Here is a 23,017-nt window from a genome sequence, read left to right as displayed (position 1 = left end):
CTTGAAGCGGTCGTGAACGGCCCATCACCCGGGAGGGCAGGAGTGGTCGAACAGGCGTCGGCCTGGGTGGAGTCACCGCTCCAGATGCTGTGCGCCGTCGAGGCCCACCACGCCGGGCTCCTCGGCCCGGCCACGGCCGTCGTGCCGCGCGCCGGCCTGCGCCCGCTCAAGGCCACCCGGCGCGAGCTGCGCTCGATGGCGCTGCCCGGCGGGCTGGAGCTGGCCGAGCCGCGTGAGCGCATGCCGCGCCGCGCGCTGGCGGTGGGCGACGCCTTCTCGGGACGGGTGCAGCTGCGCTGGCTGCTGTCCAGGCCGGGACGCGTCGTCGTGGTGGACGACGGGCTGGCCACGCTGCGGCTGCTCGAACTGCTGGCCGCCGGGCCGTACCGGCCGCTGCTGCGGGCCCGCGCCGAGGGGGGACGGCTGCGTGCCGTGCTCGGCCTGGCCGCCGCGCTGCGGCTGCGGCTGAGCGAGGTGTCGGTCTTCACCGCCCTGCCCGTGGACGACCGGCTCGCCGAAGCCGTACGGGAAGCCGGCGTGCAGCTCGTCCGCCACGACTTCGCCTGGCTGCGCGCGCAGCCGCCCAGCTCCGAGGGCCCCGCCGAGCGTACGGTCGTGCTCGGCACCTCGCTCGTCCGCAACGGCCTCGTCCGCCGCGACCACTACCTGCGCTGGCTGACCGACCTGGCCGCGCGCGAGCCGCTCGCCTACTACCCGCACCGCCGCGAGGACCCCGTGGACGTCGCGCTGATCCGGGAGCGTCCCGGCATCACCGTCCACGACGGCGGCGTGCCGGCCGAGCTGACGCTGCGCGGCCTCGACGCGGGCCAGCGCGTGCTCAGCCTGCCCTCGACCGCGATCACGTCGCTGCGCGTGCTGCTCGGCCCGCGCGGCGTCGCCGTCGAGCCCGTGGATGTACCCGATGACTGGTGGACCAGCAGGGCGGCGCCCGCCCTGCGCTCGCATTTGACAGGAGTTCCCGGGTGAGAGTGCTGGCCGTCGCCGACTCCGACTCGTATCTGAAATGGGCGGCCTGCCTGCTCGACGACCTGCCTCCCGGCTGCGTGACCGACCTGGTCGTGGTGCGCACGCCGATCGCGCCCTCGCCCGAGCAGATCGCCGCCGCCGTGGGGGAGCGGGCCGTGCCGCCGGTGCCGCCGGTGCTGTCGGCGCGGTCGCTGCGGCGGCTGGCCGAGCGCACCGGGCCCGACGCGATCCTGGTGGCCTGTACGGGCCCGGTGGTGGACGTGCTGGTCGCCGAGGTGCTCGACGGCCTGCGGCCCCGGCCCGTCTTCGTCTCCGGGCTGCCCGGCATCTCCGTGCCCGCCACGGAGAAGGCGTGGACGTTCCGCAGCGGCTGCGACCTGTTCGTCGTGCACAGCGAGCGCGAGGTGGCCGAGTTCACCGCGATCGCCGGCCGGCTCGGCGGCGGTGGCGCGGTGGGCCTGGCCAGGCTGCCGTTCCTGCGGCCCCAGCGGGGCGCCGGCGGCGGCGACCGGGTGGTGTTCGCCACCCAGGCCAAGGTGCCGCGCGAGCGGCGGCAGCGCGAGCGGATCCTGCTGTCGCTGGCCGCGCTTTCGGCCGACCGGCCTGACCTGGAGGTCGTGGTCAAGCTGCGCGCCCTCGACGGCGAGCGGCAGACGCACAACGAGCGGCTGCCGTACCAGCGGTTGTGGCGCGAGATGGGGGAGCCGGGGCGGCTGACGTTCGCGGCCGGGTCGATGCGGGAGCAGCTGGAGCGGGCGGCCGGGTTCGTCACGGTCAGCTCTACGGCGGCGCTGGAGGCCATCGCGATGGGGGTGCCGTCGCTGGTGCTGCGCGACTTCGGGGTCAGCGCCGAGATGATCAACCTGGTGTTCGAGGGCAGCGACCTGCTGGGCACGCTGGACGAGCTGGCCGAAGGCGGCTTCCGTACGGCCTCGCCCGCCTGGTGCGCCGCCAACTACTTCCACCCCGCCGAGCGCGACGACTGGGCCGGGCGGCTGGCCGCTCTCGTGGAGGCGGGGCCAGACACGCCCGCGCGGTCGCTGCTCGACGGGCCCGAGCACGCGGCGGCGCGGCGCAGGGCGAGGCTCCGCGTGGAGGTGCCGCCCAAGATGCTGCGGGTGGGGTACCGCGCCAAGCGCCGCGTGCGCCGCTACCTCAGAGCGCTGACCTGATCTTCCTGCGGATGCGGGTGAGCGTGCCTGGCCGGGCCGCCGCGGGGGGCGGTTCGGCCAGGCCGAGGGCCTCCAGGCGGCGGCGCTTGAAGTAGCGCGGGTCGAGCGCGACGCCCTCGGGCCGCAGCCCGGGGTAGGCGTCGGCCTGCATGCAGTAGCCCACCGCGCGCACCAGCGCCGGCAGGTCCGTCTCCGGCGGCTGCTCGACGCCGCCGTCCGCCGACAGGCGCGGCAGCAGCGCGTCCACGATGGTGGCGGGCACGCGGTTGCTGTTCTCGTACGGGGTCAGCCGCTCCAGGACCAGCTCCGTGCCGTACGAGGCCACCGGCAGCCCGTAGTAGCGCCACGCGGTCACCAGGGCCGTGGAGAAGCAGCCCACGACCAGCTCGGGCCGCAGCGCCGCGAAGCACGCCTCGGCCGGCACGCCCTCCCCGGCCACCTCCAGCCGCACGCCCGCCGGTCCCGCGGCGGCCCGCAGCAGCTGAGCGTGCCGGCGCCCGGCGGCCGGGTGCGGCTTGAAGACGACGGAGGTGTGGCCGCGGGCGGCCAGCGCCTTCAGCATCGTCTCGTGCAGCGCGGCCTCCTCCTCGGGCGTGACGATCTCCAGCGCCGACAGGTACTGGCCGAGGACGACCGCCCGGCCTGCCGGCGGGGGCGGGGTGGCGGCGGCGACCTCGTCCACGATCGCGAGGAAACGCTCGGCGGGCAGGGTCTCGGGGGCGACGCCGTACTCGCTGAGCAGCAGCGGCGTCAGGCCCGGCACCAGGTCGAGGTGGAGCAGCCGGGTGACGCGGCGGAAGATCTCGGCGGGCAGCGGGTCGCGGGTGGGGCCGTAGCTCATCAGCCCGTCGGAGTAGACGGTGATCGGGCAGTCGCGCACCAGCCCGGCGATCGTCCGCGCGGGCGGCACCGCGATCGACTCCAGCACCAGCTCCGTCACGCCGTCCAGGCCCCAGTGGGCGCGGATGAGGCGCTCCAGCATCGGCACCTCGATGACGCGGGCCCGCCAGTCCGACGGGTGCAGCGGCGCGATCAGCTCGTTCCACGAGCGCACCTCGTCGAAGCGGGAGCGCAAGGCGGCGAAGCCGGGCGTCTCGTCCAGAGGCGTCGCCACCTCGGGCACGGCCGCGTTCGTGGAGACGATCAGCAGCCTGCGGCCGTCGCCGAAGCGGCCGTCGTCGATGGCCGCCGCCAGCGACATGGCGCCGAACAGCGTCGAGGCGTAGAAGACCCGCACGTCACAGCTCCTCGTGGTCGCGGCGGACCCGGAAACGCGTCCCGGGCGCCAGATCGGGCAGCAGGGCCCGCAGGACGGCCTCGCGCTCGGCCGGCATGCCCGCCAGCGCCTCGGACACCTGCTCCTGCGGCAGCGTGCGCAGCATGTCCCTGCCGCGCTCCTCGAAGCGGGCGCGCAGCTCGGGCATGAACCGGTCGCCGATGTTCAGGTGGTGGGCCAGCAGCGCGCAGAAGTTGCGCACCGCCTTGGGCAGGAACTCCGGCTCCAGGTCCTTCAGCACCAGCTCGAAGGCGTCGAAGAAGTGCAGCTGGCGCTCGTCGCCCACCTGCGTGAGCGAGCCCGGCACCAGGCGCCGGTAGAACAGGCCGGCCAGCGGCACCACCGCGAACGAGGCGGCCTCGCGGTGCAGCCGCCAGATCCACGGCCGGTCCTCCGCGGTGTGCAGCGAGCCGGGGAAGTGCAGCAGGTCGCCCAGCGAGCGCCGGTAGACGCCCGCCCAGGCGTACGGGTAGTCGACCATCGTGCGCACCCCCGCGGGCAGGATCGCCTCGCGGGGGTCGAGCACCGCGCCCCGCCGCGCCAGCGGGGCGCGGTGCACGACCCGCTTGCGGCCCTCCGCCTGCACGTGATCGGTGCGGACGAAGTCGCAGCCGAGCCCGTCGATCGCGGCGACGAGCCGGGCCAGGTGGCCGGGGGCCAGCCAGTCGTCGCCGTCCATGAACGTGACGTACCGGCCGGTCGCCGCAGCCAGGCCCGCGTTCCGCGCGTCCGCGAGGCCCAGCGGCTCCGGGTTGCGCAGCACGGTCAGGCCCGGCAGGTCGTCGGCGAAGCCGGCGACGACGTCCGCCGTGGCGTCCACGGAGCCGTCGTCCACGACGATGAACTCGAAGCCGGGTGCGGCGTTGCGGCACAGGGACGTGAGCGCGTCGGCGATGAAGCGCTCACCGTCCCGCACCGGCACGACGACCGAGAGCGTGATCAAAGCGGCTGGTCTCCTGCTGGGGGGTGGGAGGGGGTGGCCGTCGGTTCGGGGTCTGGGACGGCACCCGTCTGGGACGGCACCCGTCTGGGACGGCACCCGTCTGGGACGGCACCCGTCTGGGACGGCACCCGTCTGGGACGGCACCCGTGTCGGACGGCATCCGTCTCGGACGGGTGCCGGGTCAGACGGTTACGCGGCGCAGGCGGGCCTTGGGGGCCTCCTCGCCGGGGAAGACGCGCTTGACGCCGTCGCCCATGGCCTGCTCGATGATGCGAATGTCGCGGACCAGGTGCTCCAGCCCGGCCGGCTCCAGCGAGGCGGCGTGGTCGGAGCCCCACATCGTCCGGTCGAGCGTGATGTGCCGCTCCACGCAGACCGCGCCCAGCGTGACCGCCGCCAGCGAGATCTGCAGGCCGCGCTCGTGCCCCGAGTAGCCGACCGGCACGCCGTACCGCTCCTTGAGCGTGGTGATCGTGCGCAGGTTCGCCTCCTCGGGCGGCAGCGGGTACGTGGACGTCGCGTGCATCATGATCAGCTTCTCGGTGCCGAGGATCTCCACGGCCGCGTCGATCTCCGCCAGCGTGGACATGCCGGTCGACAGGATGACCGGCTTGCCGGTGGCCGCGAGCGCCCGCAGCAGCTCGTGGTCGGCCACGCCGGCCGAGGCCACCTTGTGCACCAGGACGTCCATCTCCTCCAGGAACTCCACCGACGGCACGTCCCACGGCGAGGCGAACCAGTGCAGCCCCCGCTCAGCGCAGTGCTTCGCGATCTGCGCGTACTCGTCGCGCCCGAACTCGGTGCGCTCCTTGTACTCCAGGTACGTCATCTCGCCCCACGGCGTCTGCCGGATCTGCCCCTTCTGCTCCTCGGGCACGCAGATCGCCGGGGTCCGCTTCTGGAACTTGACCGCCTGGCACCCGGCGTCGGCGGCCACGTCGATGAGTCGCCTGGCCAGGTCGAGGTCGCCGTTGTGGTTGATGCCGATCTCGCCGATCACGTACACCGGCTCGCCGTCGCCGACCAGCACGTCCCCGATCGCGACGGGCCCGAAGTGCGGCCTGACGCGCGCCTCGGCGGCGGGCGGCTCAGGCCGGGCGGCCACCACCCTGTCGCACAGCTCGCGCACCGCGCCCGACCCGCCGGGCCTGGTCAGCACGACGCGGGCGGCGGCGCGCACCCTCGGGTGCGCGTCGGGGGTGGCGATCGGCCAGCCGACCTCCGCCATCGGGCCGAGGTCGTTGACGTCGTTGCCGACGTACGCCACCCGCGCCGGGTCGAGGCCCTCGATGCTCAGCCAGTCGCGCAGCACCGTGCGCTTGTCGGCCAGGCCCTGCAGCACCGGCACGCCCAGCTTGCGGGCGCGGGCGGCCACGACCGGGTTCTGTTCGGTGGACATGACCAGCACCTTCACCCCCGACCGCTTCAGCAGCGAGACGCCCATCCCGTCGGAGCGGCTGACCAGCACCATCTCGCGGCCGTCGGAGTCGACGTAGGCACGGTCGTCGGTGTGCACGCCGTCGAAGTCGGTGATGACGCAGTCCACGTCGATCGGCTCGGGCCGGTCGATGAACGGCGCGAGCGCGCGTACCAGCTCCAGGTCCTCGGGGTCGTCGACCTCGATGGCGTGCCGGGCCGGCACCGGCTGCACGGCGACCGTGCCGAAGAAGCGGTGGCCGTGCTCGCGCAGGCCGGCGGTGCGCATGACGTAGAAGGCGCCGTTCTCGCGGAACTGCGGCTCGCGGTCCTGCCGCCGTGGCCGTACGGCCGGGTCGTGGTTGACGCCGGAGCCCGCGGCCGTCCACAGGAACTCGTGCGTGGGCAGCCCGGACACGACCGAGTCGGCCTCGCCGTCCAGCACCCTGCGCACCGCCGCCGACAGGTCGGCGGGGTCGATGAACGCGCTCGTGCACTGCACGAGCACCACCACCTCGGGCTCGGCGCCGAGCGCGTCGAGCGCGTGCAGCACCGCCGACTCGCTGGAGGCGGTGGCGCCGCTCAGCTCGGCGGGCCGCTCCACCACGACCGCCCCCGCCTGGCGGGCGGTCTCGGCGATCCCCTCGTGGTCGGTGCTCACCACCACCTGGTCGATCGACTCGGCGCGCAGGCAGGCCCGCACCGCCCTGGTGACCAGCGGAACGCCCCCGACCAGGGCGAGGTTCTTCAGGGGTACGCCCGCCGAACCTCCGCGGGCGGGAACTACGGCCAGGACTCGCAAGGTGACTCCTCAGTGCATCGGATTGCACCCAGAAGCTAGAAGGCCGGATTGAACGGGCGGCGTCACCGTCCTGAACTCTGCGTGGGGATCCGGTAGAGCAACTCTGGCCTGCCCACGCCGCCGTACTGCGGGACGCGGGCCGCCACGCCCAGCTCCACCAGGTATTCGAGGTAGCGCCGCGCGGTCACCCTGGACACCCCGATCGCGTCCGCCACGGCTTGCGCGCCCACCCCGCCCGCCTGGGCGCGCAGCTGCGTGACGACCGCGTCGAGGGTGTCCTGCGCCATGCCCTTTGGCAGCTCGGCGGACGATCCGCGCAGCGTGCCCAGCACCCGGTCCACGTCGCCCTGCCCGACCGCCAGCCCGGCCTCCTCCTTGAAGCGGGCGTAGCGGGTCAGCTTCTCGGCGAGCGCGGCGAACGTGAACGGCTTGAGCAGGTATTGGACGATGCCGAGCGACACCGCCGAGCGGACCATGGTGAGGTCGCGCGCGGACGTCACCGCGATCACATCGCACAGCAGGCCGCCCGCCCGCACCGCCCGGCACACCTCGAGGCCGTGCATGTCGGGCAGGTAGAGGTCGAGCAGGATCAGATCGACGGGCCTGCGGCGCAGGAAGCGCAATGCCTCGCCGCCCGACCTGACCACCCCGGCCACCTCGAAGCCGGGCACCCGCTCGACGTAGATGCGGTTGGCCTCGGCGGTGATCTCCTCGTCCTCGACCACGAGCACGGAGATGAGCCCGGATTCCGGCGTCGTCACGGCACCGGCTCCCGCCTCGGCGCCGGCAGCCGTACGGTGAAGACCGAGCCGGCCACGTCGATCGTGCCGCCGAGGCGCCGCACCGCCTGGCCCACCAGCGCCAGGCCGAGCCCGTGGCCGTCGCCCTTGGTGGTCCAGCCCTTCTCGAACGCGGCCCGGCCGGTCAGCCCTGGACCGTCGTCGGCCACCCTGATCAGCACGCCCCGCTCGTCGCCGCTGAGATGCACCTCCACCCGGCTCGCCGCGTCCACGGCGTTGTCGATGAGGTTGCCGACGATCGTGACCAGGTCGCGCGGGTCCAGGCCCAGGTCGTCCAGCTCGCTGTCCGCGCTGATCACCAGCTCGGCGCCGCGCTCGGCCGCCTCGGCGCTCTTGCCCAGCAGCAGCGCCGCCAGCACGGGCTCGCGCACCGCGCCCACCACCCGGTCGGTCAGCTCCTGCGCGGCCCGCAGCTCAGCCGTGCCCAGCGCCACCGCCTGCTCGGTGCGGCCCAGCTCCACCAGTGTGATCACGGTGTGCAGCCGGTTGGCCGCCTCGTGCGCGGCCGAGCGCAGCGAGTCGGCGAAGCCGCGCTCGGCGTCGAGCTGGCCGGTCAGCGCCTGCAGCTCGGTGTGGTCGCGTACGGTGACGACCGTGCCGAGCCTGCTGGCCGCGCTGTTGACCGCGAGCACCCGGTCACCGGCCAGGTGCACGCGCTCCTCGTCGTCCGTCAGCAGCTCCGCCAGGCCCAGCTCGGCGACGTGCCGCCCCTCGGCTTCGGCGGGCAGCCCCAGCAGCTGCCTGGCCGCGTCGTTGCACAGCGTCAGCGTGCCGTCCCTGCCGACCAGCAGCAGGCCCTCCCTGACCGCGTGCAGCACGGCGTCGTGGTGCTCGTGGATGCGGCCCAGCTCGACCGGGCCGAGCCCGTGCGTCTGGCGGCGCAGCCGCGCGGTCACCAGCCACGTGCCCGCCGCGCCCAGCCCGAGCGCGAGCGCGACGATGAGGCCGCCCCAGGCGAGCTGGTCGCGCAGCCTGGCGTCGATGCGGTCGATGGTGATGCCGGCGCTGACCAGGGCCCGCACCCGCCCGCCGGCCGTCACCGGCGTCACCGCCCGCTTCGAGGGGCCCAGCGTGCCGGTGTAGGTCTCGGTGAACGTCTCGCCGCGCAGCGCGGGCTCGATGTGGCCGAGGAAGCGCCCGCCGATCTCCGCCGGGTTGGGATGGGTGTAGCGGGTGCCGTCGGGGCGCATGATCGTGATGAAGTCGACGCCCGTCGCCGTGCGGACGCGCTCGGCGTACGGCTGCAGCCGCGCCGTCGGGTCGCGCTCGTCGAGCGCGGCCAGCACGTCGGGCGAGGCCGCCACGCTCATCGCCACCGCCTTCGCCGTGCTGCCCGCCTCATCGGTGAGCAGCCGGTGGGCCTGCACCAGCGCGAGCGTCGCGCCGCCCGCCGCCGTGACGGTCACCACGAGCAGCTGCAGCACCAGCATCTGCCCGGCCAGGCTCCAGCGCCGCATGTCCCACCCTCCCCGTGAACGAAACTTACGCAATGGTGACCTGCATCACTTGTGCAGCGCATAGTCGCACGGACAGAAGCTCGTTCCAAAACCGCCGGAGAGCCCCCCTATGCGCGATCGCACCCGTTATCTCTACCTGGCCGTCATCGTGGCGGTCCTGCTCGGGATCCTCGTCGGCTTCATCTGGCCCGACCTCGCCGTCCAGCTGAAACCCATCGGCACGGGGTTCGTCTCGCTCATCCAGATGGTGATCGGGCCCGTCATCTTCTGCACGATCGTGCTGGGCATCGGCTCGGTACGCCAGGCCGCCCAGGTCGGCAAGGTCGGCGGGCTCGCGCTCGGCTACTTCATCGCCATGTCCACGGTCGCGCTGATCATCGGCCTGGCCGTCGGCAACGTCATCGACCCCGGCTCCGGCCTGCAGCTCACCGACGCGGCCAGGGAGCGGGCCGAGGCGGAGGCGGCCAAGGGCGCCGACGCGAGCATGGTGGACTTCCTGCTCGGCATCATCCCCAAGACGCTGGTGTCGGCGCTCACCGAGGGCTCGGTGCTCCAGGCGCTGCTGGTGGCGCTGCTCGCCGGGTTCGCGCTGCAGGCCATGGGCCGCAAGGGCGAGCCGATCCTGCGCGGCATCGAGCACTTCCAGCGGCTGGTCTTCCGCATCCTCGCCATGATCATGTGGGCGGCGCCGGTGGGCGCGTTCGGCGCGATCGCGGCCGTCGTCGGCGACACCGGCCTCGAGGCGCTCAAGAGCCTGGCCATCATCATGATCGCCTTCTACGTGACCTGCGCGCTGTTCGTCGGCGTCGTGCTCGGCACGATCCTGTGGATGGTCGCCAGGATCAACCTGTGGTCGCTGCTGCGCTACCTCGGCAGGGAGTTCCTGCTGATCCTGTCCACCTCGTCGTCGGAGACGGCGCTGCCCCGGCTCATCGCCAAGATGGAGCACCTCGGGGTCAGCAAGACCGTGGCCGGCATCACCGTGCCGACCGGCTACTCCTTCAACCTCGACGGCACCGCGATCTACCTCACCATGGCCACCCTGTTCATCGCCACGGCCACCGGGTCGCCGCTCGGGTTCGGCGAGCAGGTCACGCTGCTGCTGTTCATGATGATCGCGTCCAAGGGCGCGGCGGGCGTCACCGGCGCGGGCCTCGCCACGCTGGCCGGCGGCCTGCAGGCGCACCGGCCCGAGCTCGTGGACGGCGTCGGCCTCATCGTCGGCATCGACCGGTTCATGTCGGAGGCCAGGGCGCTGACGAACTTCGCCGGCAACGCCGTGGCCGCCGTGCTCGTCGGCACGTGGACCGGCGAGTTCGACAGGGAGCGCGCGGGACAGGTGCTGGCCGGGCAGGCCCCGTTCGACGAGGCCACGCTCCTGGACGACGGCGACTCTGACGGGGACGAGCCCCGCGAGCCCGCCAAGGAGCTGACGACCGCCTGACGGCACGCCATCAGCGCCTCCCGCCGTCCGCGCGGCCGGGAGGCGCCGGCGTGACGTCCCCGCCTCGGTCATGCGGACGGGACACGCCGGCGTGACGTCCCCGCTTGCCGGCCCGGTCATGCGGACGGCAGGCGCAGCACGAAGCGGGCGCCGCCCGGGCGGTCCTCGACGCAGAGCGTGCCGCCGTGCGCGACGGCCACGTCGCGCGCGATGGCCAGCCCCAGCCCGGCGCCGCCGGTGTCGCGGCTGCGGGCGGTGTCGAGGCGGGTGAAGCGCTCGAAGATGCGCTCGCGGTCGTGCAGGGGGATCTCGATGCCGTCGTTCTCCACGGTCAGCACCACCAGGGCGTGGTGGTCGCAGCCGTTGGCCGTCCTGTCCGGCTCCGCGTGCACCGTGACCAGGACGGTCTGCTCGGCGTAGCGCTGGGCGTTGTCCAGCAGGTTCGTCAGCACCCTGGCGAGCTGCGTCCGCACGCCCTCCACGCACGCGCCCTCCGCCAGGTCCACCTGCACGGGGATCTTGTCGGTGCGGGTGGCCAGCTCCTGCCGTACCAGGCAGGCCAGGTCGAAGCGTTCCTTGACGATGTCCACCCGGGAGCCGATCCTGGCCAGCAGCAGCAGGTCGGTGATGATGGTCTCCAGCCGGTCGGTGTCGCGCAGCGCGCTCTCGACCAGCGCCTCCATGTCGGTGTCGTCCGGATAGAGCTGGGCGCTCTCCAGCTGGGCGCGCAGCCCGGCGATCGGGGTGCGCAGCTCGTGGGAGGCGTCGGAGGCGAACTGGCGCTGCTGCTCGGCCGAGCGTTCCAGCCGGGCGAGCGTGCCGTTGACGGAGCGGGCGAGCAGGGCCACCTCGTCGTCGCCCGGCGGCTGGGTGACGCGGCGGCTCAGGTCGCCGGCGTGCACGGCGTCCAGCTCGGCGCGCATGGCGCCGACGGGCCGCAGCGCCCGCCCGGTGACCAGCCACGTGGCCCAGCCCGCCAGGGCGATGAGCATGGCGACCTCGATGAACACGACGATCTCCATCGTGTGGGTCTGCAGCACGTCGGGCGAGCTGCGTCCGGCATAGACGATGGGGGAGTCGGGGAACACCGACACCCGCACCGCCGACACGTGGACGCATTTGGTGGGCAGGCACGTCGTGGTGTTGATGACCTGGCCGGCGCCGGTGGGCCTGACGTCATCGAGCAGCGGCAGCGCCCTGGCCCCGTCGCTGGCCCCCAGCAGCCGCCCGTCGGCGCTCACCACCTGGATCAGGTCGACGGACGGGTCGGGCACCGGGATGGCGGCGCCCAGCGGCAGAACACCGCCGCGCATCTCGGAGGCGATGCGCTCGGCGGTGTTCCTCGTGTCGTTGAAGACGCTCGCGTTCACGAGGGTCCTCGCGACCATGATCCCCGCGATGGCCACAGGGATCAGCACGAGGGCGGCTACGGCCGTCGCGATGAGAGTGACACGTCCGCGCAGGGACCTGGCCCACCAGGGTGCCATCCCCCGAGGCTACCGAGCGTGATTGCAGTGTTTTGTCGCTTATATACCGAATAAGGGAAAAGATTAGGCAAGCCTCAGCCCTGCAGCCACACCGTGGTGTCCGGCGGGACGGAGCCGTCGTCCGTCAGGGGGCCGCTGGACAGCAGCACCTCGCCCGCGACGCCGGGGCGCACCGGCTCGTCGCCGGTGTTGAGCACCACGACCAGGCCGGGCTCGCGCTCGATGACCAGCACGTCCTCGGGCGAGTCGAGCCAGGTCAGCGTGCCGCCGCCGAGCGCCGGGTGCTGCCTGCGCAGCCGCAGCGCGGCGCGGTAGAGGTTGAGCGTCGAGGCGGGGTCGTCGTGCTGCGCCTCGGCCGACAGCGCCGCCCACTCGGCCGGGATCGGCAGCCACGGGTTCCGCCAGCCGAGTCCCTCCGACGACGTCCACGGCAGCGGCACCCGGCAGCCGTCGCGGCTCTCGCCGCGCCGCAGGAACGCCGGGTCCTGGCGCAGCTCGTCCGGCAGGTCGAGCACCTCGGGCAGGCCGAGCTCCTCGCCGTTGTAGAGGTAGGCGGAGCCGGGCAGCGCCAGCATGAGCAGGGTGGCCGCGCGGGCGCGGGCAAGCGAGCCGTGCCGGGTGACGTGGCGCGGCTTGTCGTGGTTGGACAGCACCCACGTGGTGGGCGCGCCGACCAGCTCGGCCTCGGCGAGCGACTTCTCGATGACGGAACGGAACGACTTGGCGTGGAAGTCGGCCATCATGAACTCGAAGTTGAACGCCTGGTGCAGCTCGTCGGGCCCGACGTAACGGGCCAGCCGCTCGGGGGAGGACACCCACGCCTCGGCCACCGCCATGCGCCCGCCGGGGTAGGAGTCGAGGATCGGCCGCCACTCGCGGTAGATGTCGTGCACGCCGTCCTGGTCGAAGTACGGCACCTGCTCGTCGCCCAGCATCTCGGCCTGCGGGCCGTCCTTCTTGCCCACGTCGGGCAGGCCGGCGGCCTTGATCATGCCGTGCGCCACGTCGATGCGGAAGCCGTCCACGCCCCGGTCGAGCCAGAAGCGCAGGATGTCGCGGAACTCGGCGCGTACCTCGGGGTTCTCCCAGTTGAGGTCGGGCTGCTCGGGCGCGAACAGGTGGAGGTACCACGAGCCGTCCTCGACCTGCGTCCATGCGGGGCCGCCGAAGATCGACTCCCAGTCGTTGGGCGCGTCGCGGAAGATGTAGCGGTCGCGCAGCCCGGCCTTGAACCAGGGATGCTGGTCGGAGGAGTGGTTGGGGACCAGGTCCACGATGACCCTGATGCCCTTGGCGTGCGCGTCGGCCGTCAGCGCGTCGAAGTCGGCGAGCGTGCCGAACATCGGGTCCACGTCGCGGTAGTCGGCGACGTCGTAGCCGCCGTCGGCCATCGGGGAGGTGTAGAACGGGCTCAGCCAGATGGCGTCCACGCCCAGCTCCGCCAGGTAGTCGAGGCGCTCGCGGACGCCCGCGAGGTCTCCGACGCCGTCACCGTTGGCGTCGGCGAAGCTTCGGGGGTAGACCTGGTACACGACGGCGTCCCGCCACCAGTCGTCGTTGCCGAGCATGTGCGTCCTTCCCGGATGATCCGGATATCGGTGTGGTTCTGGTGAAGGATGTCCGATTCGTAGGACGAGGTCAAGTGCAAGTTTCGGAAACTTGCAGCTCCATCCTGCAACGTCGTGGCCTGGTGTCGGGCAGGTCAGGACCGATGGCGCGGGTGTTGATCAGGTAACGCTCTTGCGCAAGTTCTTCCACTTTTTGCAAAGAGCGGCTAACGTCCCGGAAACGTCGAGCCAATCTCGGCGGCGGTGCAACGACGCATCGCCGTTCCTCCGTGACCTCAGGAGGTCCCCCCATGCGCATCCGGGCTCTGGGTGTGGCAGCTCTCGCGACTCTCGCGTTCGCGGCGACCGCGTGCGGCGGATCGTCGCCGCAGGCCCCCGCCGACGGTACGGCGGCGCCGTCGTCCCCGGTCTCTTCGGCCCCCGCGGGCGCGGCCGGCACGCTCGTGATCTGGGCCGACCCCAGCAGGGTCGAGCCGCTCAAGCCGTTCGTCGAGCAGTTCGGCACCGAGAACGGCGTGACCGTCGAGGTCAAGGAGATCAGCAAGGACAACCAGACGACCTTCCTGACCGCCTCGCAGCAGGGCAGCGGCCCGGACATCATGATCGGCGCGCACGACTGGATCGGCAACCTCGTGCAGAACGGCGCCATCGACCCGGTCACGCTCACCGAGGAGCAGAAGGCCGCCTTCTCCCCGAAGGCGATCCAGGCGGTCACCTTCGACGGGCAGATCTACGGAGCCCCGTACGCGGTGGAGAACATCGCCCTGATCCGCAACACCGACCTCGCCCCCGACGCCCCCGCGACGATCGAGGACATGATCGCCAAGGGCAAGGCGCTGAAGAAGGACGGCAAGGTCAAGGAGGTGCTCTGCCTGCCGGTCGGCCAGAAGGGCGACGCCTTCCACGTCTACCCGATCTTCGCCTCGGGCGGCGGCGCGCTGTTCGGCACGACCGCCTCCGGCGACCCCGACCCCAAGCAGGTGCTGCTCGGCTCGGAGGGCTCCGTCAAGGCGTTCGGCAAGCTGAAGGACCTCGGTGAGAAGGGCGAGGGCGCGCTGCGCACGTCCCTGACCAACGAGAACTACATCCCGACCTTCGCCTCGGGCAAGTGCGCCTTCCTCGTCTCCGGCCCGTGGGCCATCAGCGAGATCAAGAAGGGCGGCGTCACCTACGACATCAGCGCCGTCCCGCCGTTCGAGGGCGGGCAGCCGGCCACCCCGTTCGTGGGCGTGCAGAGCTTCTTCGTCGCCTCGAAGGGCAAGAGCAAGGCGCTGGCGCAGGAGTTCGTCGCCAACTACGTGACCAGCAAGGACGTCGCCAAGGCGCTGTACGAGGCCGACCCCAGGCCCCCGGCGCTGACCGCCGCCCTGGAGGAGGTCCAGGCGAGCGATCCCGACGCCGCCAAGTTCATGGAGGCCGGCAAGGACGGCCTGCCGATGCCCGCCATCCCCGCCATGGCCGCCATCTGGGAGCCGTTCGGCATCGCCGAGACGGCCGTGGTCAAGGGCGGCGACGCGGCCAAGGCCGCCGCGTCGGCGCAGAAGGCCATCGACGGCGCGCTCAAGAACTGACCGCTCATGCCTTCGCACGTGCGCGCGGCGGCACGGCCGCGCGGGGAGCGGAGCACGGCGTTCGTGGTGAGCAGGATCGCGGTGCTGGCCGTGGCCGGCGCGATCCTGCTCTACGCCGTGCCGCCGCTGGTGGCCGCCGGGTCGTGGGTGTCACTGACGCTGCTCGGCGCCGCCACCGCGGTCATCGCCTGCCTCTATCTGACCCGGCGCTTCATCCCGGCCAAATACCTCATCCCCGGTACCGTCTTCCTCCTCGCCTTCCAGGTGTTCCCCGTGCTCTACACGGTGACCACGGCGTTCACGAACTTCGGTGACGGGCACCGCGGCGACAAGGCCGCCGCCATCGAGGCCGTCCAGACCGGCTCGGTCCGTCAGGCGCCCGGCTCGCCGGAGTACACGCTCACCGTCGCCCTGCGCGGCGAGGAGCTGGTGTTCCTGCTCGTGGACCCGGACACCAAGCAGGTCTCGCTGGGCACGCGGGCCGGCGTGGAACCGCTGGCCGGCGCGCGGCTCGGCGTGACCGGCAAGGTGCTCGCGGCGCCGGGGCTCACCGTGCTCAAGGCGCCCGAGGCCGCCGCGCGCGGGCCCGAGATCACGGCGCTGGCCGTGCCCACCGGTGACGGCCTCATCAAGGCGAACGGGCTCAGCCGCGCCGTCGAGGGCAAGGCCGCCCTGGTGTACGACGCCGCCTGCGACTGCGTACGCGGCGAGGGCGGCCCCTGGACGGCCGACGAGTCGCAGGGCTACTTCGTCAACGCCGAGGGCGAGCACCTGGCCCAGGGCTGGCAGGTCAACGTCGGCCTGGACAACTTCCTGCGGGTGCTCACCAACCCCACGATCTCCGGCTATTTCGCCGGCGTGCTGGGCTGGAACCTCGCCTTCGCGCTCGCCTCGGTGCTCGGCACGTTCGCGCTCGGCATATCGGTCGCCCTGGCCCTGCACCACCCGCGCATGCGCGGCACCAAGATCTACCGGATCGTGCTGATCCTGCCGTACGCGATGCCCGCCTTCGCGATGCTGATGGTCTGGCGCGACATGTTCAACCGCGACTTCGGCCTGATCAACCAGCTGCTCGGGGCCGAGATCGACTGGCTGGGCCAGACGGGGACCGCCCGGCTCGGCGTCGTGCTGGTCAACCTGTGGCTCGGCTTCCCGTACATGTTCCTCGTCACCACCGGCGCGCTGCAGGCCATCCCGCGCGAGCTGACCGAGGCCGCCGCCATCGACGGCGCCACCCCGTGGAAGGCGTTCCGCCGGGTCACGCTGCCGCTGCTGCTCGTCGCGCTCACGCCGCTGCTGATCTCGTCGTTCGCCTTCAACTTCAACAACTTCAACGTCATCGCCCTGACCACCGACGGCGGGCCGTTCCCCGCGGAGAACCCGCAGGTCGGCGGCACCGACCTGCTCATCACCTACACCTTCAGACTGGCGTTCGGGCCGAGCGGCGCGCAGTTCGGCTTCGCGGCGGCGATCTCGGTCTTCATCTTCGCCATCGTGGCCGTCATCTCGGCCGTGGCCTTCCGGCGTACCCGCAAGCAGGAGGAGGTCTACGCGTGAAGCTCGCCCTGCGGCACGTCTTCGTGCTGGCCGTGTGCGTGTTCGCGGTGTTCCCGATCCTGTTCGTGATCTCGGCCGCGATCAACCCGCTGGGCACGCTGGCCTCGACCGAGCTGTTCCCCACCGGGGCAAGCCTGGACAACTTCGGCGACCTGCTGACCTCCGACGCCTACCCCTTCAAGCGCTGGTTCTTCAACTCGGTGTTCATCGCGCTCGCCTCGTCGTTCGCCAGTCTGGTGCTGTCGATGATGGCCGCGTACGCCTTCAGCCGCATGCGCTTCGCCGGCCGCAGGACCGGGCTGCTGGCGCTGCTGCTCATCCAGATGTTCCCGCAGTTCCTGGCCATCGTGACGATCTTCATGATCTTCACGAGCGTGACCGAGCTGTACCCGGCCCTCGGCTTCGACACCGTGTGGGGCCTGCTGCTGCTCTACCTCGGCGGCGCGCTCGGCGTGAACACCTGGCTGATGAAGGGCTTCCTCGACACCGTCCCCAAGGAGCTGGACGAGGCCGCCACCATGGACGGCGCCACCCACGCCCAGATCTTCTGGCGCATCATCATGCCGCTGGTCACGCCGATCCTCGCGGTCACCGCGCTGCTGGCGTTCATCGGCACGATGAGCGAGTTCCTGATGGCGAGCGTGTTCCTGCGCGATCCGGAGAGCAAGACGCTCGCGGTCGGCATGTACGGCATGATCGCGGGGGATCACCGGAACACGAACTTCGGCATGTTCGCCGCGGCCACGCTGATCACCGCCGTGCCCACGGTCGGCGTGTTCCTGTGGTTGCAGAAGTACATCGTCTCCGGCCTGACCGCCGGCGCCGTCAAGGGATAGATGAGCACAGTGCGTCACCTCGGGGAGCCTCACCACGACGGGTCCGCCCTCTACGTCTCCGACCAGCGACCCGAGCTCGGCGCGCGGGTCACGCTCTGGCTGCGCGCGCCGGTGGCCGCCGGGGTCGCCGGCGTGCACGTCCGCGCCGTGCACGACGGCGAGCCCCGCTACGCCGAGGCCCGCGTGGACCCCGCGCGCCGGGGCGCCGGCGGCTACGGCCGCGGCGACGTGTGGTGGCGGGCCGAGATCACCGCGGTCAACCCGGTCACCCCGTACCGCTTCCTGCTGCACACCCGTACCGGCCAGAAATGGCTGACCGCGGCCGGGCTCGCCGCGCACGACCTCACCGACGCGGGCGACTTCCGGCTCGTCTGCCACGAGCCGCCGCCGTCGTGGCTGGCCGGCGCGATCGTCTACCAGATCTTCCCCGACCGCTTCGACCGCTCCGGCGCCAGGCCGGAGCCGCCCGGCTGGGCGCTGCCCCGCGACTGGGACCGCGACCCCGTCATCCCCAGCGGCCCCGGCACCTCCACCCAGTTCTACGGCGGCGACCTCGACGGCCTCACCCGGCGTCTCGACCACATCAGCGGACTCGGCGCCGACACCGTCTACCTCACGCCGTTCTTCCCCGCCCGCTCCAACCACCGCTACGACGCCTCGACCTTCGAGCACGTGGACCCGCTGCTCGGCGGCGACGCCGCGCTGCACCGCCTGTCGGGCGCGCTGCACGCGCGCGGCATGCGGCTCATCGGCGACATCACCACCAACCACTGCGGCGACGCCCACGAGTGGTTCACCACGGCCGTGTCCAACGTGCGCGCCCCCGAGCGCGAGATGTTCTACTTCGACCCCGCCACCGGCGACTACGAGTCCTGGTGGGGCGTCAAGACGCTGCCCAAGCTCAACTGGGGCAGCGCACTGGTGCGGGAACGGATGACGGCGGTGCTGAAGCGGTGGCTCGGCCCGCTCGACGGCTGGCGGGTCGACGTCGCCAACATGACCGGGCGCCGCGCGGCCGACGACCACCTGCACGAGGTCGCCGCCCTGCTGCGGGCCGAGCTCGGCCCCGGCGCCGCGCTCATCGCCGAGCACAACCACGACGCCTCGCCCGACCTCGACCGCGACGGCTGGCACGGCACCATGAACTACGGCGGCTTCACCCGCCCGGTCTGGGCCTGGCTGCGCGGCCCCGAGACGGATCTCGAGCACTTCCTCGGCGTGCCGGGCGGCATCCCCGAGCGCGACGGCCTGGCCACGCTGGCCACGTTCCGGTCCTTCGCCGCGCACCTGTCGTGGCGCTCGTACGTGCACTCCTGGCAGCTGCTCGACTCCCACGACTCGCCGCGCGTGCGCACGGTCACCGGCTCGCGCGAGCGCCACCTGCTGGCCGCCGGCCTGCAGGCCACGCTGCCGGGCACGCCGATGATCTTCGCGGGCAGCGAGTTCGGCCTGACCGGCGTCAACGGCGAGCACTCCCGCACCCCCATGCCGTGGAACCGCCCCGGCGACCGGGACCAGGCGACGCTGGCCGCCTACCGCGAGCTGTTCGGGCTGCGCAGGGCCGAGCCCGCCCTGCGGCACGGCGGCCTGCGCTGGCTGCACGCCGACGCCGACTGCCTGGTGTTCGCGCGGGAGACGTACGGGGAGTCGATCGTGGTGTGCGTACGGCGGGCGCCGGGCGAGCCGCTCACGCTCGGCGAGCACCTCACCGGCCTCTACCACGCGCCCGACGGCGACGTGATACCGGGTGACGGACCTTCGCTGAGCGTATGGCGAACCAGCGGCTGATCACGCTACGGTGGCCTCTGCTGATTTTCCGTACCTCCCAGCTCGTTAGTGGTGTGCCCCGTATGAGGTTGCTGTCCGTAGCCGTCATGGCTTCGCTCCTGCCCGCCGTACCCGCCGCCGCGGCGGCGGAGACCCGGAGCGCGGAGAGCAGAGCGCGGGCGGGCACCACCTACTACGTCGATTCCAAGGCGGGCGACGACGCGGCCGACGGCACCAGCGAGCGCACCGCGTGGAAGTCGCTGGAGAAGGTCGGCGCCGCCGAGCTCAAGCCGGGCGACACGGTCGCGGTCAAGCGCGGCAGTGGCTTCACCGGCCCGCTCACCCTCGAGGCCGACGGCACCGCCGCCCGGCCCATCGTGGTCCGCGCCTACGGCAAGGGCCCGCTCGCGAGGATCAGCGGCACCGAGGACGACTGCGTGATCGTCAAGGGCGACTACTGGCGCATCAGCGGGCTGCGCGCCTCCGGCTGCCGATGGGCCGGCTTCCAGCTCGCCGGCCGCCGCGTCGAGCTGTCGGGCGTGCAGGCCGACCGCAACATCGCCGGCGTGCTGGTCACCCCGTCCGGCTCGCACAACACCATCCGCGACAGCGTGCTGACCGACAACAACCGGATGAGCGTCAACGACTCGGGCGGCGACAACGACTCCGGCGCCTTCGGCGTGCTGCTCAACGGCGACGACAACCTCGTCACCGGCAACACCATCACCGGCAGCTACGCCAAGAGCAGCGACTACGGCACCGACGGCGCCGCCGTCGAGATCTTCGGCGGCGACCGCAACCGCGTCACCCACAACGTCGCCCGCGACAACGACACCTTCACCGAGCTCGGCGCGAAGAAGGGCACGACCGCGACCGGCAACGTGTTCGCCTTCAACGTCGTCACCTCCAAGCGCAGCCGCGGCTCGTTCCTCATCACCCGCGGCCCGCGCCACATCGTCGGCCCGGTCAAGGGCACGATCGCGGTGCACAACTCCGTCTACCTGCCGGCCAGGAACACCATCGGCTGGTCCTGCCACGACGGGTGCTCGCCGTCGATACTCAAGCTGCGCAACAACGCCGTCCACGTCGGCGGCGAGGCCGGCTTCGAGGACGGCAAGGGCGCCGACGAGGCGGGCGGCGTCTACAAGGGGCGCAAAGCCCGCTTCAAGCCGGGGCCGAAGACGGTCATGGCCGACCCGAAGTTCGTCTCCCGCACCGACCTGCGGCTGCGTCCCGGCTCTCCGGCGATCGGGCGCGGGGTGCGGCTGAGCTCCACGTGGTACGGCGGCAAGGCGATCTTCAAGGACGCCGCGGGCAAGGTCCTCAAGGCTTCGCCCACCGCGGGCGCCTACCAGCACTGACGCCGTGAGCATCGACTCCGCCCACCTCGAAGCGCGCCGCGAGCTGGTGAAGAGGCTCGCCGACTCCGAGGCCCCCAGGCACTACTGGCACCTGGGGGACGAGGACGGGCGGGCCTGGCTGTTCGAGAGCGTCGAGGGCGACGGCGAGCACTGGGCGGTCCGCCAGGTCGAGGTGGGCGCCGACGGCGCCGACGGTGCCGATCGCGCCGCCCGCCGCTACTGGTGGCGTCACCTCCAGGACGGCCAGGGCTTCCTGTCCGACCAGCCGCTGGAGATCTGGGAGCTGACCGAGATCACCCCCGAGGCGTTCGAGGCGGTCTGGGCCGCCGTCGGCTGACCCCTTCGCACGACCGCCGCCGCCCGCCGGCCCGCCTACTGGCCGGCCAGCGCCGGATAGAGCAGCTCCAGGCCGCCGGACAGCCCCGACCTGGCCTGCCTGCTGACGTCGTCGGCCAGCACCTCGTACGCCCCCGACTCCAGCCCGTCGAGCGTGGCCGCGACCACGTCCTCGGGGGCGATCTTGGGGCCGGTGATGCTCGCGGCCATGTCGGTGTCGATGTAGCCGGCGTGCACGCCCACCACCTGCGTGCCCTGCTCCAGCAGCTCCAGCCGCAGCGCGTTGGTCAGCGACCAGGCCGCGGCCTTCGACGCCGCGTACGTGGTGACGCGCGGGAACGTGAGGTACGACAGCACCGACAGGACGTTGACCAGCGCGCCGCCGCCGTTGCGGGCCAGCACGGGCGCGAAGGCGCCGCTCATGGCCAGCGTGCCGAAGTAGTTGACCTCCATCTCGGCCCTGGCCGCCGCCGGGCCCGGGTTTTGGCTGTGGGAGACGCCCGCGTTGTTGATCAGCAGGCTCACGTCGCCGCAGAGCTCGGCGGCGGCGGCCACGGCGGCCTGGTCGGTCACGTCGAGCGCGATCGGCGTCAGGTCCGGGTCGGTGATCGAGGCGGGGTTCCTGGCGGCGGCGTACACCTTGCGCGCGCCGCGCTCCAGCAGGGCGCGGGCGAACGTGGCGCCCAGGCCGCGGTTGGCGCCGGTGACGAGGGCGACGCTGTCGGTGATCTTCATGAGGTTCGCTCCAGGGTGAGTGGCTCGGTGGCCGGGAGGACGCCGGTGCGCATGGGGGTGCGTACGGCCTGCACGATGACGGCATCACGCATCGCGGCACCGTCCGCTTGGGTTGGATTTTCCAACCCACCATAAGTGAGTTGGAAAATCCAACGCAACCCCTACCAGGAAAATCAGGCCGGCCCGTGGATGATCACCCGGATCTCGCGGTGTCGAAGCCGCGCTCAGCCCCCTCCGGATCGTCGTGGCAGGAGCCCCTGCGCCTCGGCGATGACGACACCGGAGACGAACGCGTTTCAGCACGTCGTGACCAGGCCCAGGAAGGCGGACGAGCTCAGGAAGGCGGACGAGCGCTCCTGCCGGCGCGACATCGCCACGATGCGGTCGCTCGTGGACGACGTGATCAAGCGGCCCAGGGCCGAGGGCGCACGAGACGATCATGAAGCTGGACGTCATCCCGCGCGTTCTGGACGAGCATCCCGAGCATGACCTGCCCTGCGGGGGCGGGCTGGCCGCCTGGGAGCAGGGCGGGCACGTGTACGTCTGCGGCGACGGCCTCCGGATGGCGCCGGCCGTCCGGCAGGTCCTGCTCGGCCTTCACCGCGACAGGACCGGCGAGGACGGGGCCGCGTGGCCGGCGGAGCTGGAGGAGCGGGGCCGCTACCAGCAGGAGGTGTTCGCCTGAGCGTTTCGAGCGGCGCTTTGTCCGGGGATGCGGCGGGGCAGACAGTCCCTTTATCGACAATCCGGACTTAACACTGCAATGTTGGAAATAACCGCAGCGTGCACGACATATCCGTGGAACATGCTCGAAACTTGTCCACGGCACTGTGAGAGCCTCTGCGGAAAGGGGGCGGACATGCTGCTGCGTCTGAGGGTGTCACTGCCCGACAGGCCCGGCGGACTCGGCCAGGTGGCCAAGGCCCTGGGTACGTTGGGCGCCGACATCCTGCAGGTCACCGTGCTCGAACGCGAGGCGGGACGGGCGGTGGACGACTTCACCGTCTCCTGGCCCGCGCCGGTGACCACAGAAGAGGCGCGCGAGCGGCTCTCCGCCCTGCCGGGGGTCCGGGTCGAAGGGGTGTGGCCCACCAAGGAGGTGCCCGGCTCCGCCCTCGACTACGACCTGCTCATGCACGTCGCCAGCGAGCCCGCCCGGGGCTTCGCCACGCTCGTGGACGCGCTGCCCGGCCTGTGCGGGGCCGAGTGGTCATTGGCGGTGGCCGACGGCGTCGTCCAGCACGCCTCGCACGCCGCGCCCGCCTCGTTCGACCTGCCGGAGCCGCCCCCGAGGGCGGTCGCCAGGGACGCCGAGAAGCTGCGCCTCATGCTGCTGCCCGTCGTGGCCGCCGGGCTGCACGTGGTGGTGGCGCGGGCCGACGGGCCCGACTTCCACCGCGCCGAGGTGGAGCGCGCCGCCCGCATCGTGGACGTGGTGTCCAAGCTGGCGGCCCGCGCGTAACCGTTGACCGAATAATGATCTGGTCACTAACGTGGGCGGT

Annotated in this window: 19 protein-coding genes; 11 read left to right on the top strand and 8 right to left on the bottom strand. The window is 72.3% G+C overall.

Annotation, left to right across the window (positions count from 1 at the left end; translation table 11 throughout):
- Nucleotides 1-42 precede the first annotated feature (42 nt).
- On the top strand, nucleotides 43-987 hold the full coding sequence (locus ACFFR3_RS12955; RefSeq protein WP_379483179.1) for a hypothetical protein: 945 nt from the start codon (nucleotides 43-45) through the stop codon (nucleotides 985-987).
- Nucleotides 984-2,159 carry a DUF6716 putative glycosyltransferase gene (locus ACFFR3_RS12950; protein ID WP_364366684.1) on the top strand — a complete coding sequence of 392 codons (1,176 nt, stop codon included), beginning with the start codon at nucleotides 984-986 and terminating at the stop codon, nucleotides 2,157-2,159. Before ACFFR3_RS12955 ends, ACFFR3_RS12950 begins: the two co-directional genes overlap by 4 nt.
- Here ACFFR3_RS12950 and ACFFR3_RS12945 read toward each other — a convergent pair.
- The 5 genes from ACFFR3_RS12945 to ACFFR3_RS12925 all read right to left on the bottom strand — a co-directional run bounded on the left by ACFFR3_RS12945 (nucleotide 2,143) and on the right by ACFFR3_RS12925 (nucleotide 8,853).
- Complete coding sequence (locus tag ACFFR3_RS12945) at nucleotides 2,143-3,396, bottom strand: polysialyltransferase family glycosyltransferase (RefSeq protein WP_345402212.1); 1,254 nt, start codon at nucleotides 3,394-3,396, stop codon at nucleotides 2,143-2,145. The two genes, ACFFR3_RS12950 and ACFFR3_RS12945, sit on opposite strands and share 17 nt — an antisense overlap.
- A 1-nt stretch (nucleotide 3,397) precedes the next feature.
- A complete protein-coding gene (locus ACFFR3_RS12940; protein WP_379483178.1) occupies nucleotides 3,398-4,378 on the bottom strand; it encodes a glycosyltransferase family 2 protein in 981 nt (326 codons plus the stop codon).
- Nucleotides 4,379-4,559: 181 nt separating this feature from the next.
- Entirely contained in the window at nucleotides 4,560-6,596 is a 2,037-nt protein-coding gene (locus ACFFR3_RS12935; RefSeq protein ID WP_364366690.1) for an N-acetylneuraminate synthase family protein, read from the bottom strand.
- Between the two features lie 62 nt (nucleotides 6,597-6,658).
- Nucleotides 6,659-7,357: a response regulator gene (locus ACFFR3_RS12930; RefSeq protein ID WP_345402220.1), complete on the bottom strand. Its 699-nt coding sequence runs from the start codon at nucleotides 7,355-7,357 to the stop codon at nucleotides 6,659-6,661.
- The gene (locus ACFFR3_RS12925) at nucleotides 7,354-8,853 is read right to left on the bottom strand and encodes a sensor histidine kinase (protein WP_345402223.1); all 1,500 of its coding nucleotides are present in this window, start codon (nucleotides 8,851-8,853) and stop codon (nucleotides 7,354-7,356) included. Before ACFFR3_RS12925 ends, ACFFR3_RS12930 begins: the two co-directional genes overlap by 4 nt.
- Before the next feature lie 109 nt (nucleotides 8,854-8,962).
- On the opposite strand from ACFFR3_RS12925, the gene ACFFR3_RS12920 reads away from it, so the two are divergent.
- A complete protein-coding gene (locus ACFFR3_RS12920; protein ID WP_345402226.1) occupies nucleotides 8,963-10,297 on the top strand; it encodes a cation:dicarboxylate symporter family transporter in 1,335 nt (444 codons plus the stop codon).
- Nucleotides 10,298-10,413: 116 nt separating this feature from the next.
- On the opposite strand, the gene ACFFR3_RS12915 is transcribed toward ACFFR3_RS12920, so the two are convergent.
- Nucleotides 10,414-11,784: a sensor histidine kinase gene (locus ACFFR3_RS12915; RefSeq protein WP_379483177.1), complete on the bottom strand. Its 1,371-nt coding sequence runs from the start codon at nucleotides 11,782-11,784 to the stop codon at nucleotides 10,414-10,416.
- A gap of 74 nt (nucleotides 11,785-11,858) precedes the next feature.
- Nucleotides 11,859-13,352: a glycoside hydrolase family 13 protein gene (locus ACFFR3_RS12910; RefSeq protein WP_379483176.1), complete on the bottom strand. Its 1,494-nt coding sequence runs from the start codon at nucleotides 13,350-13,352 to the stop codon at nucleotides 11,859-11,861.
- 290 nt (nucleotides 13,353-13,642) lie between these two features.
- Here ACFFR3_RS12910 and ACFFR3_RS12905 point away from each other — a divergent pair, with 290 nt between their 5' ends.
- The 6 genes from ACFFR3_RS12905 to ACFFR3_RS12880 all read left to right on the top strand — a co-directional run bounded on the left by ACFFR3_RS12905 (nucleotide 13,643) and on the right by ACFFR3_RS12880 (nucleotide 20,781).
- Nucleotides 13,643-14,923 (top strand): sugar ABC transporter substrate-binding protein, encoded by a 1,281-nt coding sequence (locus ACFFR3_RS12905; RefSeq protein WP_379483175.1) that lies wholly within the window; start codon nucleotides 13,643-13,645, stop codon nucleotides 14,921-14,923.
- A gap of 6 nt (nucleotides 14,924-14,929) precedes the next feature.
- A complete protein-coding gene (locus ACFFR3_RS12900; protein WP_379483174.1) occupies nucleotides 14,930-16,480 on the top strand; it encodes an ABC transporter permease subunit in 1,551 nt (516 codons plus the stop codon).
- Entirely contained in the window at nucleotides 16,477-17,316 is an 840-nt protein-coding gene (locus ACFFR3_RS12895) for a sugar ABC transporter permease (protein ID WP_345402232.1), read from the top strand. The genes ACFFR3_RS12900 and ACFFR3_RS12895 overlap by 4 nt, the downstream gene beginning before the upstream one ends.
- Entirely contained in the window at nucleotides 17,317-19,104 is a 1,788-nt protein-coding gene (locus tag ACFFR3_RS12890) for a glycoside hydrolase family 13 protein (protein WP_379483173.1), read from the top strand. It abuts the gene before it with no gap.
- A gap of 86 nt (nucleotides 19,105-19,190) precedes the next feature.
- On the top strand, nucleotides 19,191-20,444 hold the full coding sequence (locus tag ACFFR3_RS12885) for a right-handed parallel beta-helix repeat-containing protein (protein WP_345402235.1): 1,254 nt from the start codon (nucleotides 19,191-19,193) through the stop codon (nucleotides 20,442-20,444).
- 4 nt (nucleotides 20,445-20,448) lie between these two features.
- The gene (locus ACFFR3_RS12880) at nucleotides 20,449-20,781 is read left to right on the top strand and encodes a hypothetical protein (RefSeq protein WP_364366720.1); all 333 of its coding nucleotides are present in this window, start codon (nucleotides 20,449-20,451) and stop codon (nucleotides 20,779-20,781) included.
- Nucleotides 20,782-20,816: 35 nt separating this feature from the next.
- Here ACFFR3_RS12880 and ACFFR3_RS12875 read toward each other — a convergent pair whose 3' ends face one another.
- Nucleotides 20,817-21,515 carry an SDR family oxidoreductase gene (locus ACFFR3_RS12875; RefSeq protein WP_364366722.1) on the bottom strand — a complete coding sequence of 233 codons (699 nt, stop codon included), beginning with the start codon at nucleotides 21,513-21,515 and terminating at the stop codon, nucleotides 20,817-20,819.
- A gap of 439 nt (nucleotides 21,516-21,954) precedes the next feature.
- Here ACFFR3_RS12875 and ACFFR3_RS12870 point away from each other — a divergent pair, with 439 nt between their 5' ends.
- Together ACFFR3_RS12870 and ACFFR3_RS12865 are read left to right on the top strand one after the other, a co-directional pair.
- Nucleotides 21,955-22,200 carry a hypothetical protein gene (locus tag ACFFR3_RS12870; RefSeq protein WP_345402241.1) on the top strand — a complete coding sequence of 82 codons (246 nt, stop codon included), beginning with the start codon at nucleotides 21,955-21,957 and terminating at the stop codon, nucleotides 22,198-22,200.
- Between the two features lie 174 nt (nucleotides 22,201-22,374).
- Nucleotides 22,375-22,977 carry an ACT domain-containing protein gene (locus ACFFR3_RS12865; protein WP_364366731.1) on the top strand — a complete coding sequence of 201 codons (603 nt, stop codon included), beginning with the start codon at nucleotides 22,375-22,377 and terminating at the stop codon, nucleotides 22,975-22,977.
- Nucleotides 22,978-23,017: the final 40 nt, after the last annotated feature.

It is taken from the genome of Nonomuraea salmonea, assembly GCF_042428605.1.
Lineage (GTDB): Bacteria > Actinomycetota > Actinomycetes > Streptosporangiales > Streptosporangiaceae > Nonomuraea > Nonomuraea salmonea.
This window is presented reverse-complemented; position numbering and strand designations above follow the sequence as displayed.